The 22568-nt window shown below is 61.3% G+C and carries 18 protein-coding genes; 9 read left to right on the top strand and 9 right to left on the bottom strand.

Features of this window, described 5'->3' with window-relative positions; all coding sequences use genetic code 11:
• The first annotated feature begins 11 nt into the window (after window positions 1-11).
• From gloB to GOQ28_RS09255, 4 genes are all read left to right on the top strand, one after another.
• Complete coding sequence (gene gloB / locus GOQ28_RS09270) at window positions 12-824, top strand: hydroxyacylglutathione hydrolase (protein ID WP_202109683.1); 813 nt, start codon at window positions 12-14, stop codon at window positions 822-824.
• A gap of 10 nt (window positions 825-834) precedes the next feature.
• Window positions 835-2211 carry a transglycosylase SLT domain-containing protein gene (locus GOQ28_RS09265; protein ID WP_160356257.1) on the top strand — a complete coding sequence of 459 codons (1377 nt, stop codon included), beginning with the start codon at window positions 835-837 and terminating at the stop codon, window positions 2209-2211.
• Between the two features lie 53 nt (window positions 2212-2264).
• The gene (gene fabI, locus GOQ28_RS09260; protein ID WP_160350946.1) at window positions 2265-3047 is read left to right on the top strand and encodes an enoyl-ACP reductase FabI; all 783 of its coding nucleotides are present in this window, start codon (window positions 2265-2267) and stop codon (window positions 3045-3047) included.
• A gap of 202 nt (window positions 3048-3249) precedes the next feature.
• Complete coding sequence (locus GOQ28_RS09255; protein WP_160356256.1) at window positions 3250-3957, top strand: tellurite resistance TerB family protein; 708 nt, start codon at window positions 3250-3252, stop codon at window positions 3955-3957.
• A gap of 99 nt (window positions 3958-4056) precedes the next feature.
• On the opposite strand, the gene GOQ28_RS09250 is transcribed toward GOQ28_RS09255, so the two are convergent.
• From GOQ28_RS09250 to GOQ28_RS09240, 3 genes are all read right to left on the bottom strand, one after another.
• Window positions 4057-4848, bottom strand: a complete 792-nt coding sequence (locus tag GOQ28_RS09250; RefSeq protein ID WP_160356255.1) for an SDR family oxidoreductase — start codon at window positions 4846-4848, stop codon at window positions 4057-4059.
• A 159-nt stretch (window positions 4849-5007) separates the two neighbouring features.
• Window positions 5008-6207, bottom strand: a complete 1200-nt coding sequence (locus tag GOQ28_RS09245; protein ID WP_160356254.1) for a multidrug effflux MFS transporter — start codon at window positions 6205-6207, stop codon at window positions 5008-5010.
• A gap of 223 nt (window positions 6208-6430) precedes the next feature.
• Window positions 6431-6724, bottom strand: a complete 294-nt coding sequence (locus tag GOQ28_RS09240) for a hypothetical protein (RefSeq protein ID WP_160356253.1) — start codon at window positions 6722-6724, stop codon at window positions 6431-6433.
• Window positions 6725-7092: 368 nt separating this feature from the next.
• Here GOQ28_RS09240 and GOQ28_RS09235 point away from each other — a divergent pair, with 368 nt between their 5' ends.
• From GOQ28_RS09235 to GOQ28_RS09215, 5 genes are all read left to right on the top strand, one after another.
• Window positions 7093-9174, top strand: coding sequence for an AAA family ATPase (locus GOQ28_RS09235; RefSeq protein ID WP_160356252.1), 2082 nt, complete (start codon window positions 7093-7095; stop codon window positions 9172-9174).
• Window positions 9171-11054, top strand: a complete 1884-nt coding sequence (locus GOQ28_RS09230; protein WP_160356251.1) for a hypothetical protein — start codon at window positions 9171-9173, stop codon at window positions 11052-11054. The genes GOQ28_RS09235 and GOQ28_RS09230 overlap by 4 nt, the downstream gene beginning before the upstream one ends.
• A gap of 30 nt (window positions 11055-11084) precedes the next feature.
• Window positions 11085-11531: a hypothetical protein gene (locus GOQ28_RS09225; RefSeq protein WP_160350952.1), complete on the top strand. Its 447-nt coding sequence runs from the start codon at window positions 11085-11087 to the stop codon at window positions 11529-11531.
• Window positions 11532-11783: 252 nt separating this feature from the next.
• Complete coding sequence (locus tag GOQ28_RS09220) at window positions 11784-13967, top strand: sulfatase family protein (RefSeq protein WP_160356250.1); 2184 nt, start codon at window positions 11784-11786, stop codon at window positions 13965-13967.
• Complete coding sequence (locus tag GOQ28_RS09215) at window positions 13954-15096, top strand: formylglycine-generating enzyme family protein (protein ID WP_160356249.1); 1143 nt, start codon at window positions 13954-13956, stop codon at window positions 15094-15096. The genes GOQ28_RS09220 and GOQ28_RS09215 overlap by 14 nt, the downstream gene beginning before the upstream one ends.
• A 4-nt stretch (window positions 15097-15100) precedes the next feature.
• On the opposite strand, the gene gspF is transcribed toward GOQ28_RS09215, so the two are convergent.
• Genes gspF through gspL form a run of 6 tightly spaced genes read right to left on the bottom strand, consistent with a single transcriptional unit; the run spans window position 15101 to window position 22567 of the window.
• Entirely contained in the window at window positions 15101-16312 is a 1212-nt protein-coding gene (gene gspF, locus GOQ28_RS09210) for a type II secretion system inner membrane protein GspF (protein WP_160356248.1), read from the bottom strand.
• Window positions 16313-16332: 20 nt separating this feature from the next.
• The gene (gspE, locus tag GOQ28_RS09205; RefSeq protein WP_160356247.1) at window positions 16333-17754 is read right to left on the bottom strand and encodes a type II secretion system ATPase GspE; all 1422 of its coding nucleotides are present in this window, start codon (window positions 17752-17754) and stop codon (window positions 16333-16335) included.
• Window positions 17751-20201, bottom strand: a complete 2451-nt coding sequence (gspD, locus tag GOQ28_RS09200) for a type II secretion system secretin GspD (RefSeq protein WP_236844294.1) — start codon at window positions 20199-20201, stop codon at window positions 17751-17753. Before gspD ends, gspE begins: the two co-directional genes overlap by 4 nt.
• A 22-nt stretch (window positions 20202-20223) precedes the next feature.
• Window positions 20224-20976, bottom strand: a complete 753-nt coding sequence (gspN, locus tag GOQ28_RS09195) for a type II secretion system protein N (RefSeq protein WP_160350958.1) — start codon at window positions 20974-20976, stop codon at window positions 20224-20226.
• Window positions 20973-21569 (bottom strand): type II secretion system protein GspM, encoded by a 597-nt coding sequence (gspM, locus tag GOQ28_RS09190; protein ID WP_160350959.1) that lies wholly within the window; start codon window positions 21567-21569, stop codon window positions 20973-20975. Before gspM ends, gspN begins: the two co-directional genes overlap by 4 nt.
• A complete protein-coding gene (gene gspL / locus GOQ28_RS09185; protein WP_160356246.1) occupies window positions 21566-22567 on the bottom strand; it encodes a type II secretion system protein GspL in 1002 nt (333 codons plus the stop codon). Before gspL ends, gspM begins: the two co-directional genes overlap by 4 nt.
• Window position 22568 lies beyond the last annotated feature (1 nt).

The following is a 22568-nucleotide window of genomic DNA, read 5'->3' as shown; positions in this document are numbered from 1 at the left end:
GTCCTCATATGATGCAAAACTTACCCGCGACGGATGGTGACGGCACGCTGCTGCCCCTACCCGCCTTCTCCGATAACTATATCTGGGCGATTGTGCGCGGCAATGATGCCGTGGTGGTGGATCCGGGTCAGGCCGGCCCGGTGCTCGAATACCTGGCGCAGCGCGGACTGCAACTGCGCGCCATTCTACTCACCCATCATCACAACGACCATGTCGGCGGGGTGTTGGAACTGATCGCGCAGAGCCAGGCCACGGTCTATGGTCCAGCCAGTGAACACTTGCCGCATTGCGATGTGCGGCTGGCAGAGGGTGATCGCGTCAGCTTGCCCCAGGTGGGGCTGGAGCTAAAAGTTCTGGATGTTCCCGGGCATACCGCCGGACACATCGCGTATTTCGGCCAGATCCAGGGACTCGATTCTCCCGTGTTATTCTGCGGGGATACCCTATTTGCCGGGGGTTGCGGGCGACTTTTTGAAGGCACACCCGCACAAATGCACGCCTCTCTGGCAAAATTCACACCCTTACCCGCCGATACGCAGGTCTGCTGTGCGCACGAGTACACGTTGTCCAACTTGCGTTGGGCCTTGGCAGTCGAGCCTGCCAACGTGGCTTTGCAACAGTGGTATCAGCGGGCCCAGCAGTGTCGCGAGCAAGGCCGTCCCACCGTGCCCACCACCATGGCGCTAGAGCTGGAAACCAATCCGTTCTTGCGCACCGATGTCGGCGCTGTCGTTCAAGCCGCCGCTCGGCAAGCTGGGCATGCGTTGGATACGCCGGTAGCCGCGTTCGCCGCGTTGCGTGAATGGAAAAACGACTTCAAGTGACAATGACCCGATGAATTTGCTACGACTTCTGCTACCTGTTGTTCTCGCCATCCTGGCCGGCTGCGCCGGCACCCAGCGCAATCCGGCGACAACGGCGACCTCGCCCGACAACAAGCAACAGTACGTCGCAGCCGATACGTCCCGTACCGTCGACCTGACCAGCCCGCCCAGGGACGCCTGGGACCGCATCCGCCGCGGTTTCGCCATCCCCAATCTGAATACCCAGCTTGCCGAGGAATGGACCGCGTATTACGCCGCCCATCCGGAATCGGTGCAACGCATGGCCGAGCGCGCTGGCAAGTATCTGTATTTCATCGTCGAAGAAATCAACCGCCGTGGTCTGCCGACCGAGCTGGCGCTATTGCCCTTCGTCGAGAGCGCGTACAACCCGACCGCGTTATCCCGTTCGCAAGCTTCGGGCCTATGGCAGTTTGTGCCGGCGACGGGACAGTATTTCAACCTCAAGCAGGACTGGTGGCGCGACGAGCGGCGCGATCCGATTGCCTCGACCTACGCGGCCTTGGATTATCTGGAAAAGCTTTTTGAAATGCAGGGCGACTGGTATTTGGCCCTTGCGTCTTACAACTGGGGCGAAGGCTCCGTGCAGCGCGCCGTGGCCAAGAACGAAGCGGCCGGGCTACCGACGGACTATCTGTCGCTGAATATGCCTGAGGAAACACGTAACTACGTGCCCAAGCTCCAGGCCATCAAGAATATCATCTCCAACCCGAAAAAATACGCGGTGGCACTGCCCCATGTCGGAAATTCGCCGTACTTCGCCATGGTGCGCAAAACGCGCGATATCGACCTGGAGCTGGCGGCTCGTCTGGCGGAAATGCCGCTGGAGGAATTCAAGGCGCTGAATCCGTCGTATAACCGGCCGGTCATCCGGGCCGAGCACCAACCGACGCTGCTGCTGCCGGCCGATCGGGTGGAAAAATTCAACGCCAATCTGCAAGCCTACAAAGGCGATTTGACCAGCTGGAAGGTCTATCAGCCGCGCCGTGGCGAATCGTATGCCGCGATCGCGAAGCGCTTTGGCGTGACAGAGACGGCGCTGCGCAGCGCCAACGGCGTGGGCCAGCGCACCAAGGTCGCCAGCGGATCGGCCCTGCTGATTCCGGCCGCCCCGCAGGGAGGCGTTCAGCTGGCCTCGCTGGAGACGCCGGTGGGCGCGATGCCCAAGGCTACGCGGGCCGGGCGTGCGACGCCGACCAAACGGCCCAATGTGCGCAACCACAAGGTCCGCTCGGGCGACACCCTCACGAGCCTGGCCCGACAATATGGCACCTCGGTTGATGCGCTCAAGGCCTTGAACAACCTCAAGAGCAGCAAGCTCAAAGTCGGCGCGCAGTTGCGCGTGCCGGGCACTGGGACGCGCGGCTAAGCGTTACGCTTAAAATAGCGGCCTTTCCGTACGGAACTCTAAGGACACGACTCATGGGCTTTCTCGCCGGCAAACGCATCCTCGTCACCGGGGTGCTTTCCAACCGTTCCATCGCCTATGGCATCGCCCAGGCCTGCCATCAGCAAGGCGCAGAACTGGCTTTCACCTATGTGGGTGAGCGCTTCAAGGACCGCGTGGGCGAATTCGCCGCTCAGTTCGGCAGTGACATCGTGCTGCCCTGCGATGTGGCCGAAGATAGCCAGATCGAAGCCACGATCACCGAGCTCGGCAAACGCTGGGACGGTCTGGACGGGCTGGTGCACTCCATCGGTTTCGCCCCTCGCGAAGCCATCGCGGGCGATTTTCTCGATGGCTTGTCGCGCGAGGGGTTTCGCATTGCGCACGACATCTCGGCGTATAGCTTCCCGGCCCTGGCCAAGGCAGCGCTGCCCTTGATGGAAGGCCGTAAAGCCTCGGTGCTGACGCTGACCTACCTGGGCGCCGAACGCGTAGTGCCGAACTACAACACGATGGGCTTGGCCAAGGCCTCGCTGGAAGCCAGCGTGCGCTATCTGGCTTCGGCGCTTGGCCCGCGCGGCATCCGCGCCAACGGCATTTCCGCAGGGCCCATCAAGACGCTGGCCGCCAGCGGTATCAAGGATTTCTCGTCGATCCTGAAGTTCGTCGAAGCGCACGCCCCCTTGCGCCGCAACGTCACGATCGAGGAAGTCGGCAATGTCGCGGCCTTCCTGCTGTCGGATCTGGCCGCGGGCGTAACGGGCGAGATCACGCACGTGGACGCAGGCTTTTCGACGGTGACCCCGGGCATGGAATAAGCCTGTCGGCATTGCACACAAGTGGCAGCCATCTGAACGGCACGCCGAGGGTTGGATGACCGTCCAACTTTCGGAGAGCAGTCAGATGGCTGCCTTTTCTCTTTCAAGCCGTCACACACGCCCACAATATCGCTGTCGGGAAACTGAACTTCGCCAGCAAGCGCCGGTCTGACGAGTTCGTGCCAGTCTCAAGGAGAGCCAGATGAGCGCCCGCCAGTTACTCGAACAACTTTTGCAATCCGGCCAAAGCCTCGCTCGCGACGCGAGTACGCGCGTGCAGTCGGCGACCTCCGACGGTAAAGCGTCGCCTTTCCTGGCTGGCCTGGGCAGCGGCGCGCTGGGCGCGGGTGCACTAAGTCTGCTGTTGGGCAACAAAAAGGTACGCAAGGTCGGCGGCAAAGTTGCCATGTATGGCGGCCTGGCAGCGTTGGGCGCCCTGGCCTATCGCGCTTATGGCGACTGGCAAAAACAACAAGCTGGGACCCCCGGGGGCCACGCCCCCGCCGCTGACGCCCCCGTCACGCCCGAGGCGTTCGCCCGTCTGCCTGCACCGCAGCTCGAACAGCACAGCACGGCCGTACTCACGGCAATGGTAGCGGCCGCCAAGGCCGATGGCCACATCGGGCCAGAAGAGAAACAATTACTCGAGACCGAGTTCGCCAAGCTTTCCAGCGATGCGAACGACCGCCAGTGGCTCGAATCGGAGCTGGCCCGCCCGCTGGATCCCGCCGCGATCGCCGCCGCCGCGAAAAGCCCCGAGATGGCCGCCGAGATGTATCTCGCAAGCCTGCTCGTGGTCGACGAGGAGAGCTTTATGGAACGCGCCTATCTGGATGAACTCGCGCGCCAATTGCAGTTGGCGCCCGATCTCAAAGCCCGGTTGGAAGCTCAGGTCAAAGCGCTAACCTGACCCGGTAGTCGCGCGGGCCGCATCGTCGCCTGCCCGGCGGCCAGCCGCAATGGGAATCGTGCGCCGCTGCGGTTGGCCGTTGAATAAAGCGAGCCGATACTAGAAAGTCCCCGGATACGCGCCGCCATCGGCCAGCACGTTTTGCCCGGTGATATACCCCGCCTGCACGCTGCACAGAAACGCGCAGATCGCGCCGAACTCTTCGGCATTACCCAAGCGCCGCGCCGGGATGGTCGCCGTGCGCGCATCGCGGACCGTCTCGACATTCTTGCCCGTTTTCGACGCGGTCAGCGCGATGTTCGAGCGCAAGCGGTCGGTATCGAATGAACCGGGCAGCAGGTTGTTGATGGTCACGCCCTTTGCCGCGATGCCGCTGCGGGCCACGCCAGCGACAAAGCCGGTCAAACCGCTACGCGCGCCATTGGATAACCCCAGGATATCGATGGGTGCCTTCACGGCGCTGGAGGTGATGTTCACGATGCGACCGAAACCCCGCTCTGCCATGCTGTCCACGGTCGCCTTGATGAGCTCGATCGGTGTCAGCATGTTGGCGTCCACCGCCTTGATCCATTGATCGCGGTCCCAGTCACGAAAATCGCCTGGCGGCGGGCCGCCGGCATTGGTGACGACAATGTCGTAGTCGCGGCACTCGGAGAATACGGCTTCGCGGCCTTGCTGCGTGGTGATATCCACGGCCACCGCCTTCACGAACGAATCGGGATTGGCGCGTTCCTGCAAAAGCTGAGCCCGCGCCGACTCCAGTGCCTCGGCGCCCCGGGCGACAATGACGACGTTGACGCCTTCACGCACCAACGCCAGCGCGCACCCATAGCCCAGGCCTTTGCTCGCTCCCCCTACCAAGGCCGTCTTGCCTGCGATTCCCAGGTCCATACTCACTCCTTTTTATGGAAACGGGCCGCCGTTGACGACGGCCGCGGATTTGAATTCTTTATTCAAGCATTAAAAATAGCACTGTCCAGCACAACGCGGTGTCGCGGCGCATGAACCACGGCGGTGCACTTAAGCTTCGATCATACCGATCGCGGCTGCTTATTTCTTTGCGGCTAGGGATCGATGTGCCACGTGCCTGCTCGCCGTCCAAAATCCGATACAGAGCACGGCGCTGCCAACCATGCCGCTGGCGAGCAACAGCGCGCTCTCGAACAGCAAGGGCGCGATGACGCCCGATACCGTGGCGAAAATCGTCATTTGGGCCGCGCTTTGCAAGGACGACGCCAAGCCGCGCATATGCGGAAAGATGCCAAGCACCATGACGGTCATACTCGGCAGCGCCATGGACATCCCCAGCGCGTAAACAAATATCGGCATTACTGCCCAGGGCACGGTGGCCTGCCAAAAGCTGTTGTAGACCAGGTTGAACAACGCGCCACAGGCCATCACGATCAACCCACACCGGATCATCGCGCCGGCCGGGACACGCCCCGCCAACTTGGAATTCAGCATGGAGCCGCCCACCATCCCGAGAATGAAGGGGATAAACAGCCAGCCGAATGCCGTCTCCGGCAGCTGCAGTATGCCCATGATGAAACGGGCCGCCGAAGCGATATACAGCGCAAAGCCGGAGAACGCAAAGCCCACGCCTAATACGGCTAAGAGAAATTGCGGATGACGCAAGGCCTGCAGATAGTTGCGAAATATCGGTCCCAGGCGCAACGGCTGACGCGCCTCGGGCGGCAGGCTTTCGGGCAAATGACGCCAGCAAACGGCGAGCAGCACCACGGTCAAGACGACCAACAGGATAAAAGTTGACCGCCACCCGGCATACGCATCCAGATAGCCTCCAACCACTGGGGCGAGGGCCGGCGCGAGGCTAAAGACCATCGTGATATTCGCGAATAGCCGCTGTGCATCGGCCCCACTGAACCGGTCACGCACCAGTGCCTGGCCGACCACTCGTCCGGCTCCGGCCGAGCAACCTTGCAGCACGCGAAAGAACAACAGCCAGCCGAATGACGGTGCGAACGCCGAGCCGATCGAGCCGATGCCAAATAGCACGAGCGAGAGGATGATGATGGGGCGGCGACCGAAACTGTCGGACAAGGTGCCCCAAAACAGACTCATGACCGCGAACCCAATCAGATACAGGCTAAGCGTTTGCTGCACCATCGACGGACTCGCCGAAAACTCGTTGCCGATGCTGATGAAGGAAGGCAGATAGGCGTCAGTCGCAAAGGGCCCCAACATCGCCAGACAGGCGAGAATGACGGTCAAGATTCGCAGAGAAGTCATCGATCCATTATGAAGAAAGACTGCCGCGGCCGATGGTGAAGCGCATTATGCCCAGGTGGTCACAGGCGTTCGGCAATATCAGTGGGAGACACGCCCGGAGCGGGCGAGGACACGGCGATTGTAAAGGGATGCAGCTTAAAGCCAGCTGTGAGGCTTGGATGGTGCGACGTCAATAACAGCGCCCCGCGCACCGCGAATCGACATCGGTGCGCCATGCCCTGTCCTACATCTTTTCGAGCCAGACAATGGGAGTGACGATGGATACCATGACCTGGATCGCGAGATAACCGAAAAAAGCGCCCACTCCGCCGTAGAACCCGGCCACAATAGCCGTAAACAGCGTAAAGACAGCACCAGTTACCAGACGCGCCAGCGTCAGCCAACCCGAACCCCCGGAGCGGCGCCCGTTATATTCCGCCACTCCCACACACCACGTCACGATCATCGAGATCAGGACGAGCAGACGCGCGGGATTCTCCAGCAGCCACGACCCTACTTCCACTAGCTGACTAACCATGCCTAGACCCTTGTTGAGTGGGCGGCCATTGTACAAGTCGTCATGCGCGCCGCTTGATTGGCGTGCCTTTGCGGCATAACGGTTTTAAGGTTTAATAGCCCCCTCGTGTAACGGATGTTACGCAACGTCGACGCATCTCAGCCTTATGTTGAGGCCCCGACGATGCAGGAATCACCAGAATGGGAGGTTGTTTGGGTCGCATCACTGACTGGCTTCGCGGCACGGGAGCCAAGCCAACGGGTAAATCGGCGCCAGCCGCGCCCCTTCGCCCCGCGGAGCCGCCCGCATCTGACGATTCACCCGCCTCTCCCCGCGACAGAACGCCACAGGCGCAGCCTGCACGGCAGCCGAGTGAAGTCCAGTCAACGTTGCTGCGTCAGCTCGCGGCCCGTCGCAAACAGACCGATACACCTGCGACCCATACGCCTCCTCCGCCGCTGACCGCGCCGTCTACCACCGAAACCGACAGCTCGCCCGCCGTGACCGTCGCTGCGCCGGGTTCGCCACGCGCCGTCTCCGAGCACCTGATGGCGCGGCTGCGCCGCAATGCATTGCCAGGGTTAAGCCGGGCGCCCGACGACCCTGCATCAGTACACGACACCAACGAACCGATGGATCCCAATACGCAAGACGTGTGGGAATTTTTCGTTATGCCGGTCGCGCAGCAAATTCAGGAACGCCTGAGCGTTAACGCGCTGCTGCCGGTATTCATCGTCGAAAACCCGTTTCCGCATTACGCGAAGAACTTGCGCAACGCGCTGGCCAACCTGTGCCCGGCATTAAACACCTATCAGCTCGACACGCGCGTGTCGTCCAATTTCCAGGATCTGGTGATCCGCATGGCCGAACAGCGCGCGTTCGGCATGATTCTGTTCTGCACATCGCGCAATCAACTGCCGCGCGAGTTCCGCTCGCTGGTGCGTAGCGATGGCTATCTCAGTATTCCAATGATGAATGCTGAGCGTTTGATCGAGTATGCAAAGAGCCGATATCCCGATGTGGATGTCAGTGCGGTGTCATCGGCCTGGGCCAGCGCAATCGGGCCACAAGAACTGTTATGCGTCAATACGCTGTCTGATCAAAACGACTGGCTTGCGGGCCTGCGCCAGTTGGGCGATCAGCGCATACAGGTGCAGTCGGCGGGCGCGTCCGTACGCCTGGACGATCTGCATGGTGTCGAATCGGCAAAGCGCTGGGCGCGTCAGCTCTTTAACGATGTACAGCTCGCCATGCGCAGCAAGATCAAATGGAAGGAAGTCGATCGCGGTGCCTTGTTCGCCGGACCGCCGGGCACGGGCAAGACAACGCTGGCGCGCGCTATTGCGCTCGAATGCGGTATCGCGTTTACCTCGGTCGCACCCGTCAAGGACTGGATGGTGGGCAACGGTCTTGATGAGTGCATTCAGCTGATGTCGGCAACGTTTGCCGCGGCTCGTCAGCAAGCACCCAGCATCCTGTTCATCGATGAAATCGACAGCCTGGGCAACCGCGAGAAGTTCTCCGGACAAAACGAATCGTGGAATACGGCATTCTTGAATGCGGTGCTCAGCGAACTCGATGGCTTTGACGACCGCGATCAGGTCATCGTGATTGGCGCGACGAACCATGCGGATAATGTGGACGCGGCGCTCAAGCGCGCGGGCCGGCTGGATCGGGTCATTCCCATCAGTCGTCCCGACGTGCCTGCTTTGAAGGCGATCTATCTCGCCAAGCTGCGTCCTTATGCTTATGAGATCTCATCGGAAGACCTGGAGCGATGCGCCGGTCTTTCGCTGGGATTGACCGGCGCCGATGTGGAACTGCTGGTACGCGGCGCACGTCGTCGTGCGCGCATGGACGGCAACCGCGCGATCACGGTCGATGATATTCAAGACGAAATCTTTAGCATTCCACCTCAAGCCGCACGTAAGCCCCTGCATGGCCCGCAGCTCGCGCGCACGGCCTATCACGAGGCAGGCCATGCGTTATTGGGATTGTTGATTCCCAGCTTGCGGGAACACGTGCAAATCGCCTCGGTCGTCTCGGACGATCAGGGCGCGTTGGGCTTTGTGGGCATCAAGAGCGCCGACCGCAATCTGACGCGCAGCGAATTGCTCGATCGAATCTGCGTCACGCTGGCCGGACGTGCGGCCGAGGCGATTATGTTCGGCGAGGACGAAGTCAGCACCGGTGCCGGCGGCTACACATCGACGAATGATCTGGCCGGCGCGCGCCGGCTCGCCGAAGCCGCACTTGGGGTTTACGGATTCAGTACATCCCACCCCAACTGGCACACGAGCTCTCCGGATGAGTCCGAGGCGCAAGCCTTGATCGCCGATCAATATGCGCGCGCCAAATCCATGTTGGAATCGCAACGCGATGTGCTGGTTGCGATCAGTGAACGGCTGCAGGCTGACCATGTGCTGGATCGCGAAGCGCTATTGACCTTCATCGAATCCCAGTCGTCATGAGCGATCATCTCAAGACAGAAGCGCAGGCCGTCGCTCAGTGGCTGGCGACCTTGGAAGCGTGGTATGCGGAGGTCGCGTCCAATAGCCATTATCAGGAACGCGTCTATTGCTACTTTGAAACGGGTGCGAACGCGGGGCAGATGGACTTTGCCGTGGCTTTGTCGCCTACGCCAGCCGATGTGGCCGCACAGCCTGCCGAGCCAGCCGCCGCGACACCGCCGCCCGAGACACGAGAGAACCGGTCTAAACCCACGCGAGCGGCATCTCTGGTGAATAACCGGCCGGCGGTAGCGAACCTGCTGCCTTCGCGGGCCGCCGCCCGTGGCCGGGTGGTGGTGCGTCGCCCCGCGCGAACGGATCTGAACGCGCCGACTTCGCCTGAGAGCCACAAATCCATTGCGCCGACTCCTGCGCGGGTCACCAGAGAAACGCAGCATCCAGGACTCAACGATTTCAAAAGCGCGGATTCCTACAACAGTTTCAACATCGATAACAACCTCGCCGGATACTCCTTCAAGATTGCCAGCAGTTCGGCGTTGAACGAAGACCTCTTGAAGTTGCTGATACTGTCTGCGCCGCCCAAAGAGACCAATGACTGCGTATCCTTAGTGGCCAGTTTGTCGCGCGACATCTTGAGTTCTGACCCGTGCTTTTGCACCGAGGGCGCGCGCTATGGAATCCTGCTACGCGCCGCCTTGATCGCCAAAATCACGGGCAGCAAGGCCAATCTCGCGCTATATATCAACCGGTTGGAAGACCTGCGCGCTCTGTTCGGTCAGGTAGGCGTGCTGCCGCTATCGACCACGCAACGCGCCTACCTGACGCGCGCGTTATGGCGGCTACTGGACGAAGTACGTGAGGCAGCGCCCGTGATCCCGGCGGAGATGCAAAACTTGCCCGGAGAACTTCGGCGCAGACTCAGCGAAGGTAACCGCTCGCCTGCGCGCGATCTGGGCGACCTCCTGTGGTATCGCTGGAATTTCACTTTGCCCGTGTGGATCAGCAAACATATCGCTGCCCTCACCCGCTGCGGGCACACGCTGGCCTTTGGTGCATTCGCGGCATTGCTGCTGCTGTCATTGCACCCGGGACTGGACTTTACCCCAGGCATGCTGGCGCCTTGGCTAGCAGGGCTGACGCACTGGCGTACGCACTTTCTGCCGGATGGCGCGACATTGGCCATCGCTTTGGCGAGTGCGGCGGGCGCAGTCTATGCGTTCTCGACCCGGCGCATGACCCTGCCCGAACGCGTGGCGCTGAGTATCAATGACAAGATTGAGACCGTACTCGATAGCAAGCTGGCCGACCTGATGAAGGCCAATATGGATGTGCAGATCGGACGTCTGGGCCGCGGCGAGCCGCCCGCGCTCACGCCCGAAAGCGTCGCGCGCAAGCTGGATGCCGCCTTTGCCATGAAAGACATGGTCAACAGCTACGAAAGCACCGTGCGCGCGCGCCGCCGCCATGTCGCCGCCGAAGTCAGCAAGGCGCAACACATCCGTCTGGAAAGCCATCAGCGCCTGCGAAATGCCGCACTGGGCGTAACGGCCAGCTTTGTGCTGCTGGAGATCGGCGGGCGAATTCAGGACCATCGCGATCTGCAGGCGGGTACGGATGCTTTTTCCTATCTGTATTGGCTTGAGCGCGGGAAACTTGACGCGAATGCACCCACCGCAACGCCCGAAACGCCAATCACCACACTGGATTGCGCTCGCACCGAGGTCGTGCAGCAGCAGCCTCCCAGTTCCGACTGTCTGAATCAGTGGCGAGACAGCGCGCTTGCGTCCTCTTCCCAACTATTGTTTCTGGTATTTTTGATCGCGATGCTGATGTTCGCGGTTCGCGTGATACGCCCCGTCGAAAAGCCAGACACACTCTAGAACCCCGCTTTTTTCACAGGAGCACCCAGTATGAGCCGCAGTATTGCCGAGGGCTTGACCCAGTATTTCCAGACCTTGCTCGACAGCGAGGGCTTTAACCGTGGGCAGGCCCAATGGGATGACTCCGCGCAGACGGCCGACCTGATCTTCAAGGTCGAAGGCCGCAACTACATCCTGATCGCCGATGCCGACGACCCCGATTTCGTGCGCCTGGTGTTTCCGAATTTCTGGCCGTTGGAAAGCGACGAAGAATTCGCTGCCGCTCTGCAAGCTATCTCCATGGTGAATGGCCGCTGCAAGGGCGCGAAGATCCATGCCAACAGTGCCAATGACAACATCATTGTGACGACCGAGTTCCTGATTTCGGCAACGGACCCGCAACTGCCCAGCGGTTTATTCGTGCGCTATATCCGCATGATCAATAACGCGGCCGACGAGTTTGCGCGCATCATGCGTGAGTTTTCGAATCAGGGGTAATGTCGGCACTGCGCTGGCTGCGTAGTGGCAGCTCGCGCAGGCAATGCCCTGCAACGCCTTCAAATGCCGGGCGCCCGTGCGGGACTAGACCTGGGTATAGCCTGGCGCTCCCAAGAAAAAACCTTTTTTGACGTGCCTTATTGCCCCCCCTCCGGTAAACTTCTGCTCCAAATTGATTCAAAAAATAAACAGGGGAAGTCGTCGGAAGCAGGCGTCGGCCCGGATATTGTGCAGTTCTAGCCGATAGAGGGCATGTTGAAAAATAGGCTATGTTCACTGCCGCTGGCAGGATTGATTGCGCTCGCTCTTGCCGGATGCGATGGCGGTGGCTCCCATCATGAGTCAGATCCCGCGCCGAGCCCGCCTCAGGCGTCCAACATTCTGTTCATGATCATGGACGACGTCGGCATCGATCAGATGGCCGCGTTTGGATACGGTGGCGCCACGCCGCCAAAGCTGCCCAATATCGGTGCGGTTGCCAATGCAGGACTGCGGTTTCATAACACGTGGTCCATGCCGGAATGCTCCCCTGGGCGCGCTTCCTTTTTTGTCGGGCGCTATCCGTTCCGCACGAATATCTATCAGGCCATCGGCCCGAATGATTTGGCGAACTCACAAGTCTCGCCTTATGACGTGACGGTGCCGAAACTGCTTAAACGCGCCGGGTATGAGAACGGCATGTTCGGCAAGTTTCATTTGGCGGGGCCCGAGAATAACGAAGCCGAAAACATGACGCCTCGCGTCTTGGGCTGGGATTACTTCTATGGGTGGATTGGCGGTTTGCCGGGGTCGATCGATACGACGGCGGGCGGGATCGCCGCGGAGAGCACGTATTCCTGCGGATTTGTTCCCGGCAAACATGCGGGCGGCACGGACTCTGGCGCCTGCTATCAGGCCGACAACAGTTGCCGCGAAATCACGCGTACCGCCTTATCCCAAGATGCCGCAGGGCTGCAGTGTCTGAGTTCGGGCGGGATCTTTGTGCCAGATGAAACCTGCGGCACGCCGCCGTCGAACCTGAATTTCAATCGCGAAAACGGCTACTACGTGTCCCCGCTGGTCATCATTGATGGCGACCATCTGGAACAAGTGCCGCTGAGCGATCCACGCTCGCGCCAGTATCGCACCACCACCGAAGCCGATGCCGCCATCGAATGGATCAAGTCCCGGTCCGGCGCCAAACCGTGGATGGCCACGGTCAGCTTCAGCGCCGCGCATACGCCGTGGCAACAACCCCCTGGGTCGCTGGTCGATGGCCCCGAGGATTTCGCGTCTGATGGGTGGAGCTGCCAGGCAACCGCGACCGGTCGCCAGCTGCAGAACCAGATGACCGAGGCCATGGATAAGGAGTTCGGCCGCATCTTGGTCGAAACCGGTCTGGCGAGCCGCGCTCCGGATGGCAGCTTGATCTACGATCCGAATGCCTCGAACACGGTGATCGTCATCGTGGGCGATAACGGCACGTTGGGATCGGCCGTGAAGCTGCCTTTTGTGGGATCGCAAGCCAAGGGCACCGCATATCAAACCGGGGTGTGGGATCCGCTGATCGTCGCCGGCCCTCAAGTCGTGCAGCCCGGCCGCCAAGTGGACCACATGGTCAATGCGGTGGATCTGTATCAGTTCTTCGGTGAAATCGCGGGCCTGGATGTGCATAAGGAAGTACCGCGCACCGTGGACTCCGTTGCGCTACTGCCATACCTGAGCAATCCCGAGCAATCGAGCTTGCGCAATATCAACTTTACGATGGGCGGCGTGAACTATCAGGCCAATGGTGGCCGAAACGCGCCGTGCGTGATCAACACGACCTGCACGCAAATTCCAACGAGCAAAGGTGTGTGCGAAGACAATCAGGGCGTCTATTGGGGCCCGGGTTATACCGACGCATCGGTGATTCCAAACGATGGTGAGGGTTATAAGATGTGCGCAGACGTCAATCGCGCGCTCTACAACGCCGGCCGCGACATGGTGGACATCATGCCGGAGACCTCCATCGCGGTGCGCAACGATCAGTACAAACTCGTGCGCAACACCACCCAGAATTTCGATCCGACAACCCAGGGCCGCAAGACCGACGTGGTCGATGAGCTGTACGAGATCAACCAAGCAGTCCCCGTGCCGCTGCTCGATACGCCGGATCGGAATCTGTTGGTGAACAATCCTGATGCCAACACGTTGGCCATCTATGACGAGCTGCGCGCGACCATGGATCGCATGCTGGCCTCGGAGCCAGCATGCCCCGGTGATGGCAACCGCGACGGCGTCGTCAATGCCCAGGACCTGGAGAACTGGCGCAAGATCGCGCAAAACTGGGGCCTGTCCAGTGTCTACGACTTTTTCGTCAATGGCATGCTCGACGGGCTGACCAACCATGTGGACGAGACGATTGTCCAAAATAACCTGAACACCACCTGCCCGCCTTCGTATGGCGTTTACTAAACGAGGCAAGCTCGCTGCCAGCGTGGCGGGCGTGGGCGTGGTTCTGGCGGCGCTGGCATGGGCGGGGACGGCGCTTTGGAGCCGCGACGCGAACAGCGTGCCTGTCCCTCACACCATCACCATCGGGGATGGCATCAACGGGCCGATAAACATGGCCTGGGTGCCGCCGGGCAGATTTTTAATGGGTAGCGATAGCAAGCTTGCGCAACCCAATGAACGTCCGGCACACCCCGTTCGCGTCAACGGATTTTGGATGGACGTCACGCATGTGACGAACGACCAGTTTGCGCGGTTCGTGCGCGAGACCGGGTATGTCACCACGGCCGAGCAAGTGCCGGATTGGGAGACCGTGCGAGTCCAACTGCCACCCGGCACACCTCGCCCGCCGGTGGGCGTGCTGGTACCCGGTGCCATGGTCTTTGTTGGCACTCAGGCGCCCGTGAATCTGGCCAATTATGCAAGCTGGTGGCGCTACATCCCCGGTGCAAACTGGCGTCAGCCACAAGGGCCCGGCAGCAGCATCGCCGGCAAGGGCGACCATCCCGTGGTCCAGGTGAGCTATGTCGACGCATCGGCCTATGCCAAGTGGGCGGGCAAACGCCTGCCCACCGAAGCGGAATGGGAGTATGCCGCGCGCGGCGGACTCGAACAGGCGACTTATGTGTGGGGCGATGAGCTGGAACCCGAGGGCCAACGTATGGCGAACTACTGGGATACGAAAGCACAGCGCTTTCCCGTGGTCAGCCCCGCTGCGGGCGGCGCCAACGCGACGGTGCCGGCGGAAACCTTCCCCGCGAATGGTTACGGGCTGCACGATATGACGGGCAATGCCTGGCAATGGGTCGCCGACTGGTATCGCGCCGATTACTTTGCGAGCCAGGCTCGTCAAAAGACCGACATCGACAATCCTAAAGGCCCCACGCAATCCTTCGATCCGTCTGATCCCGGCGTCCCTGCTACTGCGCCAAAACGGGTCATCCGCGGTGGGTCCTTTCTCTGCAACGACAACTACTGCCTGTCGTATCGGCCAAGTGCGCGCCAAGGCGCCGACCCTTATAGCCCGATGTCGCACGTGGGATTTCGCCTCGTGAGCGATGCCAAACCTCCCAGCGCATCGCCATCGCGCTGATCTTTTAGAAACTCATCTGATTGATCTCGATGATCGGCATCATCACCGCTAGCACGATGACAAGCACGATCGCGCCCATGATCAGAATCATCAATGGCTCGAGCAGCGCGGTCATGGCCATCGCGCGTCTCTCTAACTGTGCCGACAAGGTCTGCGAGGCACGCTGCAACATGGCCGGCAGCTCCCCCGTGCGCTCACCGCTACTGACGAGATAGGTCAAGAGCGCGGGAAACGTCCGCTGCGCTTGTAATGCGGCCGCCAGCGGACTCCCTGCCCGCACACGTTGCGTGGCGTCATCGGCGGCCTGTCGCAGCTTTGCATTGCTCAGCGTGCGGCCGGCGGCTTCCAGTGCGGCCAGGAGCGGCACGCCGCCGCCCGTCAGGATCGCCAGTGTCGCCGCATAGCGCGCCGTATTCACGCCAGAGACAAAATAACCCACCACGGGCAATCTCAGAATGGTGGCATGCCAAGATAGCTTGACCTGTGGCCGCCGTAGCTGCCAACGCCACAGCCCGAGCGCGATCGCCACGCCCAGCGCTGCCTGCGGCCCCCATTCCCGCACAGCATCGCTCGCGGCCAGCATAAAGCGCGTCAATAGCGGCAATGTCTGATTCGTTTGACTGAATGCGCCCACCACCTGTGGGACGACATAACTCAACAAAAACACCACGATCCCGATCGATACCAGCGTCACAATGGCGGGATAGATAAACGCCGTGAGCACCTTGTTACGCAGGCTGCTGCGCGACTCCAGATAGTCCGCGAGATTCTCCATGACCCGCGACAAATCGCCCGATGCTTCGCCCGCATCGATGAGGGCGCGATAGATGGCGGGGAACTCGACCGGATGCGCGGCGAACGCCTGCCCGAGCCGGTGTCCCGAGCGCACATCGGCCCGGACACTGGCCAACACGTCGGTCAAATGGCGGCCTTGCGCTTGTTCCAGTGTGGCACTCAGCGCGGTATCCAGCGGCAGCCCCGCGCCCAGCAAGCTCGCCAGCTGCCGCGTCATCCAGCACAGTTCGGCGTCCTTGATCCGCCGGTGTGTACGTAACGCGCTCTTTGAAGAAGCTGCGGGATGCGCGGCTTTTAAGGTCAGAGGCAAGAGTCCGCGCCCTCGCAAGGCCTGTCTGGCCATGCGTTCGTTTTCCGCCTCGATGAGGCCGTTCTGAACGCGTCCTTGAACGTCGCTGGCTTCATATCGGAACGCTGGCATGCTGTCTCGTAAACGCTGGATTAGGATTCATTCGTCACGCGTGATATCTCGGCCACGGTGGTCACGCCTTGCTCCACCCAGCGCCACCCGTCTTCATGCAGGCTGCGCATGCCACTATGCAAGGCTGCCTGCCGTAAGGCCTGTTCGTCACTGCCATCATGGATCAAGGCGCGGGCCGCATCGTCCACGCAAAACAACTCGTGTATGCCCGTGCGGCCACTGAAGCCCGTGTGATTGCATGCCGGGCAGCCCTGATGCAACCAGCTACCCGTGACATCGCAACGCGTCTTGCATTGCGGGCAAAGCTTGCGCACGAGGCGTTGTGCCAGCACGCCTTGCAGGGTCGAGGCCAGTAGAAAGGGCTCCACCCCCATATCGATCAAGCGTGTCACCGCGGAGACCGCGTCATTGGTGTGCAAGGTAGCCAGCACCAAGTGCCCGGTAAGCGACGCCTGCACTGCGATGCGCGCGGTCTCCAGATCGCGGATTTCCCCGATCATGATGACATCCGGATCCTGTCGCAGAATGGCGCGCAATGCCGTGGCGAAACTCAGGTTGATTTTGCTATTGACCTGCGTTTGCCCGACACCGGGCAAGTCATATTCAATCGGGTCCTCGACGGTGAGGATGTTGGTCGTATTGGTATCGAGTCGTCCTATGGCCGCGTATAGGGTCGTACTCTTGCCGCTACCTGTGGGGCCAGTGACCAGCACAATCCCATGCGGACGATGAATCAACGCATCGAGTTGCGCACGCACGTCCTCGGCCATGCCGAGATGATCGAGGTCGTTTTGCCCCTTGCCTTTTTCCAGCAAGCGCAGCACGGCGCGCTCGCCGTGCCCCGTCGGCAATGTCGAGACCCGTACATCGATGGGACGGCCGCCGACGCGTAACGCGATACGGCCATCCTGGGGCAATCGCTTTTCAGCAATGTCGAGGTGAGCCATGATCTTGATGCGCGACACCAGCGCATTGTGTAGCGCGCGTTGCGGACTGACGATATCGCGCAGCATACCGTCAACGCGGTAACGTACCATCGAATGCGTCTCGAAGATTTCGAGGTGGATATCGCTCGCACCGTCGCGGCTAGCCTGCGTAAATAGCGCGTTGATCATGCGGATGATCGGCGCATCGTCTTGCGAATCAAGCAGGTCCTCGACTGCGGGGATTTCCTGCATGAGTCGATCCAGATCCACTTCGCTGGCCGCCTCGTCCACGATGGTGGCCGCGTCGCCCGTCTTGGCATAAGCGGCAGTCAACATAAGATCCAACTCGGTGTCCGCCACCACCTGGTGAGGCAGTTCACCATGGCAACGGCGAATCTCGGCAAGCGCCCAGGCGGGCGTCAGTTCCGAGATCGTCAGCCGAACTCCCGCTGCCGTCGACGTTTCCAGCAGCACGCGCTGCGCCCGCGCCCAGGCATAAGGAATGCGCGGCTTCACAGGGGTTCGCTCCCGTTAGCCGCGCGCGGCACATTGGCGCTGACAGGCGGTATGGGCTGAACCTTGACCGCGGGTTCTGGCGGTGTCGCGGGCGCAGCGTCTTCACTACGCAAATCCAACAAGCCCGTACCAGGGTTGCGCGTGATCTCCGGCAGCACGCTCGAACCCAGGTTGGGTGCAAACCACGTAGAACGCTCCGGCAGACCATTCTGCATGGCACGCATATGGTTGTAGCGGTCCAGCGTAATGCTGGCATTGTCTTGCGAACTGCGTAAAATATGCGGCCGCAAGAACACCATCAGGTTGGTCTTGGTACGGCTGCGGCTCTCATAGCGAAAGAGGCTGCCCAACAGAGGAATCTTGCTCAGAATGGGCACGGCGTTGGTGGTATCGGCAATCGAGTCCTCGATCAATCCCCCCAACACGATGATCTGGCTATCATCGACCAGCACGTTCGTCTCGAGCGCCCGCTTGCGGGTGACCAGCCCACCGGCGGTAGTCGATGCGGCGGTGTCGATACTGCTCACCTCTTGATAGAGTGCGAGCTTGACCGTGCCGCCCTCTGAGATCTGTGGACGAATGCGCAGCGTGAGGCCGACATCTTCGCGCGACACCGTCTGAAAGGGATTGCTCGCGCCATCGCCCGAGGTGGTGTAGCGTCCCGTCACGAAGGGCACCGTGCGCCCCACCATGATGCTGGCCGCTTCGTTATCCAGCGTCAACAGGTTCGGCGTGGACAGAATATTCGCGCCCCCAGTGGACTCCAACGCGCGGGCCAGCACACTGAGGTTGATGATCTCTTTGCCAAGCACGTTCACCGATCCCTTGACCACGCCTAACGTCAACCCCTGCGCCAGCGCATCGATCGTGGTCGCGCCGTTCGGATTCAGACCGCTGCCATCCCAATTGGTACCGCCGAGAAAGGTCGATCCGTCCGAACCGAGACCGTTGCCGCCAGTCATCCACTGCACGCCAAACATCGCCTTGTTCTCGTCGGTCACCTCGACAATCAAGCTTTCCACCAGCACTTGCGCACGCCGTTGATCGAGCTGGTCGATGACTTCGCGCAAGCTGCGGTACAGCGGCGGCGGTGCGGAAATCAGCAGCGTGTTGGTGGTGGGATCGGCTTGCACCGTGGCGCCGCCAGCGGTGAATGCCACCGGCCGTGTGCTGACGGACGACTCCATGCCCATATTGGCGAGGCTAGAGCCAGAGTCAGAAAGCGAGGCATTCCGGTCCAGGCCCGCCATCGACGTGGGCGCGGGCGATGACGGCGATCCGCTGGTCGCCGGATTCATCGCTATCTCGCCCGACTGCGCTCCGCGCTCGGCGTTCTGTCCGCTCAAGACACCTCGCAACACCTCGGCAAGCTGGCTGGCCTGGGCATTGCGCAGATACACCACATGCAGATTGCCCGCGCGCGTGTCAGGGCTATCGATACGATAGATGAGCGTGCGCGCCTGGGCCAATTTTTCCGGACTACTCGCACGCAACAAGATGGAGTTGCTGCGCGGATCGGCCACGACGCTAATGGGTTGAGACCCACGAGGCGAGCCGGGAGCATTCAGCATTTGCGACACCAGCCCAGCGACATCCGAGGCGATGCCGTGCTGGACCGGCACGATATCGGTGCTGAACGAATCGGGCGTATCAATGCTGGCAATCACATCGGCGATCCGACTGAGGTTGTCGGCATAATCGGTGATCACCAATGTGTTGTTGGCTGGATAAACATTGATGGCATTATTCGGTGCGATCATAGGCCGCAGCACCGGCATCAGATTGGCGGCGTTTTCATAACGCAGCTGAAAAACGCGGGTAATCAGCTCTCCACTGTGCGGCTGAGGCGCAGTGGTTGGGCCACTGGTCACCGACATGCCTTGCACCTTGGCCTCGGCTTCCGGCACAACACGCGTGACGCCGTCAGACTCCACCACCGAATATCCCTGCATACGCAGCGCGCTCAATAGCATTGAGTATGCCGTAGCGCGATTCACCGGCTGTTCCGACACCAAGGTCAGCTTGCCCTTGACGCGAGGATCGACCACAAAGTTTCGGCCGGTGAAGTGCGCCAGCGCTCGAATGACGCTTTGCAAATCGACATCATTGAAGTTCAGCATGGTGTCGCCGTCTGCCGCGCCAGCACTTGTGCCGGGGCTGCTGGGCGCCATGGCCTGCGGTCGTACGCTGCGTGGCGGCGCCGGTTCATAGGAACGCCTGGGCGGCGTGTCCGCACGGCTGCGATTTGGCGCTGGCTCCGTTGGCGTAGCGGGCACTTCCCGCCATGCCGACCCCGTCGAGGTGTACACGATTAACGGTGTCGTCTCCTTGTTGTCACCGACTGTGCCGGACGGAGCGGCGCAACCCGCGATGGCACCTGCCATCGCCAACATGAAAGCGAGGCGCAGACCAGTGTACGTGGGCAAAGCGGCAGAAGAATGTTCCATGACGGTACCGGTGAGAGAAGCGCTAGCGTATGCTGAAGAGCGTTTGATCATTCTTTCCAGGGCCGATGGCGGCCAGCAAGTCGGTCAGGCGTGTACGGATATCTGAGGAGGCGTTGGGCTCGACCCGAGCAACCCCATCGAATTGGGTAGTGGTAGCGGTCATACTGCCCGCCCCCTCAAGCATTAAAGGGCCCTGCAGCGTCTTTAACTGCAGACGCATTCCGTCGGCGTCATCAGGCGTAGCAGTCAGCCGATAACTTCCCAAGGGACGAACCGTGCTCAACGCGGAAGTCGCCTGCCGCCAATCCATGTGCAATGGCGATGGAGCCGTTAACCGTCCGCGAAAATCGAATGTCAGCGGCGGCCACGACGCCCGCAGATCCCCACCCGGGGCGATCGCCGCCAGGCGGGCATCCACCGCGCCCAGTACGGAAGCGGGCATCTGCAATGTTTGCCCCGTGATCTTGAACCCCAGCCAGCCAGGCGAGATCTCGACGGGCCCGCCCAGCCACGCATGCGTCACGCGCAGGCGAGGCACGGGGAGCCAGGTCACTTCCCACGCCAGAGGATCGGGCAGCATACGGCGATGACTCGCCGACCCAATGATCACGTTGGCGCTTCCCGCCCAGAGCGTGCCGCGAGCCGCCACCACGCTTAACGGTGCATCCACAGGGATCGCCAACAGGATCCACCGTGCCGGCGCGACGATCAGTGCACTGATCAATGCCAATGCGACTAATGCCAGCCCTAGCCACACTCGACGTAAACCGATCATGAGGCCTCCTTCGGCATGGCAATGCGCAACATCCCGTTCACGCTACCTGCGCGTTGCCGACCGCCGATCGTGGAGCGCTCCAGCTCGACGTACTGAGGCTGAACATGCAACACATGGGGCAGATCCGCCAACCATTGCATGACGCGCGCCACATCAGCCTGATTGAAGGTCACGGTCCATTCTGTTGCCGCACCTGCATTGCTGTCAGGTCCCACGGTCACGCGCGCGACCGGCGCGAGTCCCGCGCGGCCGAGCGATGAGGTCAATTCCTCGGTCAGGTGCGCGTAGTCAGCACCGCCGGTTCGTTGACTCTTGAGCGCACGCGTTTCACGGATCAGTCCTTCGACGCGAGCCGCCTGTGCCTGCAGCTGCGGCAATTCCGCGCGCGATAGCGAGATGGTGCGCCAAGCTGGCTGTATCGCCCAACTCCAAACGAGCGCGCCGATGAGCACCGCCAGCGCGACGCGCAGCAGTCTTTGTTCACGGGGCGTGCGCACGCGCCACCACGCCGAGAGCTGCTGACGCAGGCGTTGAACCACCTGTCTGCCCTGTCGGTGCGCATGCGACGTTGGGGATTCGAATGGCGTACTCAAGAGCGCTCCTCGCTGCGTAGCGCCATGCCGGCGCGACGGACCTGCCAGGCGTTCTGTGTCTTGTCCCGGCGAACCAACTCCAGGCCTCGGGCAGCAAAGGCTTGCTTGACCGAAGCCTCGTTCACGGGAGGTGCGTCGCCGTCGACCAACACCACGGTCAACATGCCGGCGTCGTAGCGTAGCGACGCCACCTGTCCCGCTGCGAATTCCATCGCCGCTGCACTATCGGTCAATAACGACATGAAATCGTCATTGGTTGCTGCTCCCTCGTTCATACGAAGCTGATCCCGCATGTTCTGAGCTTGTCGCACCGGATCGATCACGACTTGGATCGATGGAAACGCCGTCCGTACGGCTTCGTCCATCGCCTCGTGAATAGCCCGTGTTTCGCCACGCACTTTCGCCGCGTAGAAGTTCAACCCCAACAGCCAAATCAATACAGCCGCGCCAATCCAGAAAGCGGCGGCGCGCCAAGGATGCGACGGATTGGCCGGACGGCAATCCGGTTGCGCCAGGGACCAGGACGGAAGCCGAGCCTGCCACCGTTCATCGACGGGCAACGCCAACGGCTGGGCGGGCTGTGCATCCCCCGGGGGTAATGCCAAGGCATGAGGCACCAACCGATCGACCTTCAACCCGGCGTCGGCCAGACAATGCCACACGCGCGCGATGCGCGCGCGCTCGGCCCAGGCCACACACACCTTGCCGTCGACAGCGCGCGGGCCGTGCGCGATGCAAAGCTCCGACACATCGCTAAGCGTCAGGGGTTCGACACTACTCACCACGGCGGCCGTCAACCGCCGTCCCGGCAAAGGAGGCAACGACAAAGTCATCACAATCGCATCGTCGGGATGCAGAATGGCATCGACATGATGAACCGACAAAACAGACACGAGCTGCTCGACAGGCAACTCACCCGTGCGCAGAATTTGCCCCTTGCGACTGAAGCACGCAAAGGCGACCACCGATTGCGGTATCACCGAGGCCAAAGGTGGCAAA

Origin of the sequence: Bordetella sp. 02P26C-1 (genome assembly GCF_009763255.1) — a bacterium.
Taxonomy (GTDB): domain Bacteria; phylum Pseudomonadota; class Gammaproteobacteria; order Burkholderiales; family Burkholderiaceae_B; genus Bordetella_A.
Note: the sequence above shows the minus strand (reverse complement) of the source record. Positions and strands in the feature narration are given on the sequence as shown.

Bases quoted from the DNA above. Each gene is read 5' to 3' on its own strand.
- GOQ28_RS09215 (WP_160356249.1), top strand. From the start codon at position 13,954: ATGGCGTTTACTAAACGAGGCAAGCTCGCTGCCAGCGTGGCGGGCGTG.
- GOQ28_RS09250 (WP_160356255.1), bottom strand. From the start codon at position 4,848: ATGGACCTGGGAATCGCAGGCAAGACGGCCTTGGTAGGGGGAGCGAGC.
- gspN (WP_160350958.1), bottom strand. From the start codon at position 20,976: ATGATCGGTTTACGTCGAGTGTGGCTAGGGCTGGCATTAGTCGCATTG.
- GOQ28_RS09255 (WP_160356256.1), top strand. From the start codon at position 3,250: ATGAGCGCCCGCCAGTTACTCGAACAACTTTTGCAATCCGGCCAAAGC.
- gloB (WP_202109683.1), top strand. From the start codon at position 12: ATGCAAAACTTACCCGCGACGGATGGTGACGGCACGCTGCTGCCCCTA.
- GOQ28_RS09225 (WP_160350952.1), top strand. From the start codon at position 11,085: ATGAGCCGCAGTATTGCCGAGGGCTTGACCCAGTATTTCCAGACCTTG.
- GOQ28_RS09265 (WP_160356257.1), top strand. From the start codon at position 835: ATGAATTTGCTACGACTTCTGCTACCTGTTGTTCTCGCCATCCTGGCC.
- GOQ28_RS09245 (WP_160356254.1), bottom strand. From the start codon at position 6,207: ATGACTTCTCTGCGAATCTTGACCGTCATTCTCGCCTGTCTGGCGATG.
- GOQ28_RS09240 (WP_160356253.1), bottom strand. From the start codon at position 6,724: ATGGTTAGTCAGCTAGTGGAAGTAGGGTCGTGGCTGCTGGAGAATCCC.
- GOQ28_RS09220 (WP_160356250.1), top strand. From the start codon at position 11,784: ATGTTGAAAAATAGGCTATGTTCACTGCCGCTGGCAGGATTGATTGCG.
- gspD (WP_236844294.1), bottom strand. From the start codon at position 20,201: ATGGAACATTCTTCTGCCGCTTTGCCCACGTACACTGGTCTGCGCCTC.
- gspF (WP_160356248.1), bottom strand. From the start codon at position 16,312: ATGCCAGCGTTCCGATATGAAGCCAGCGACGTTCAAGGACGCGTTCAG.
- GOQ28_RS09230 (WP_160356251.1), top strand. From the start codon at position 9,171: ATGAGCGATCATCTCAAGACAGAAGCGCAGGCCGTCGCTCAGTGGCTG.
- fabI (WP_160350946.1), top strand. From the start codon at position 2,265: ATGGGCTTTCTCGCCGGCAAACGCATCCTCGTCACCGGGGTGCTTTCC.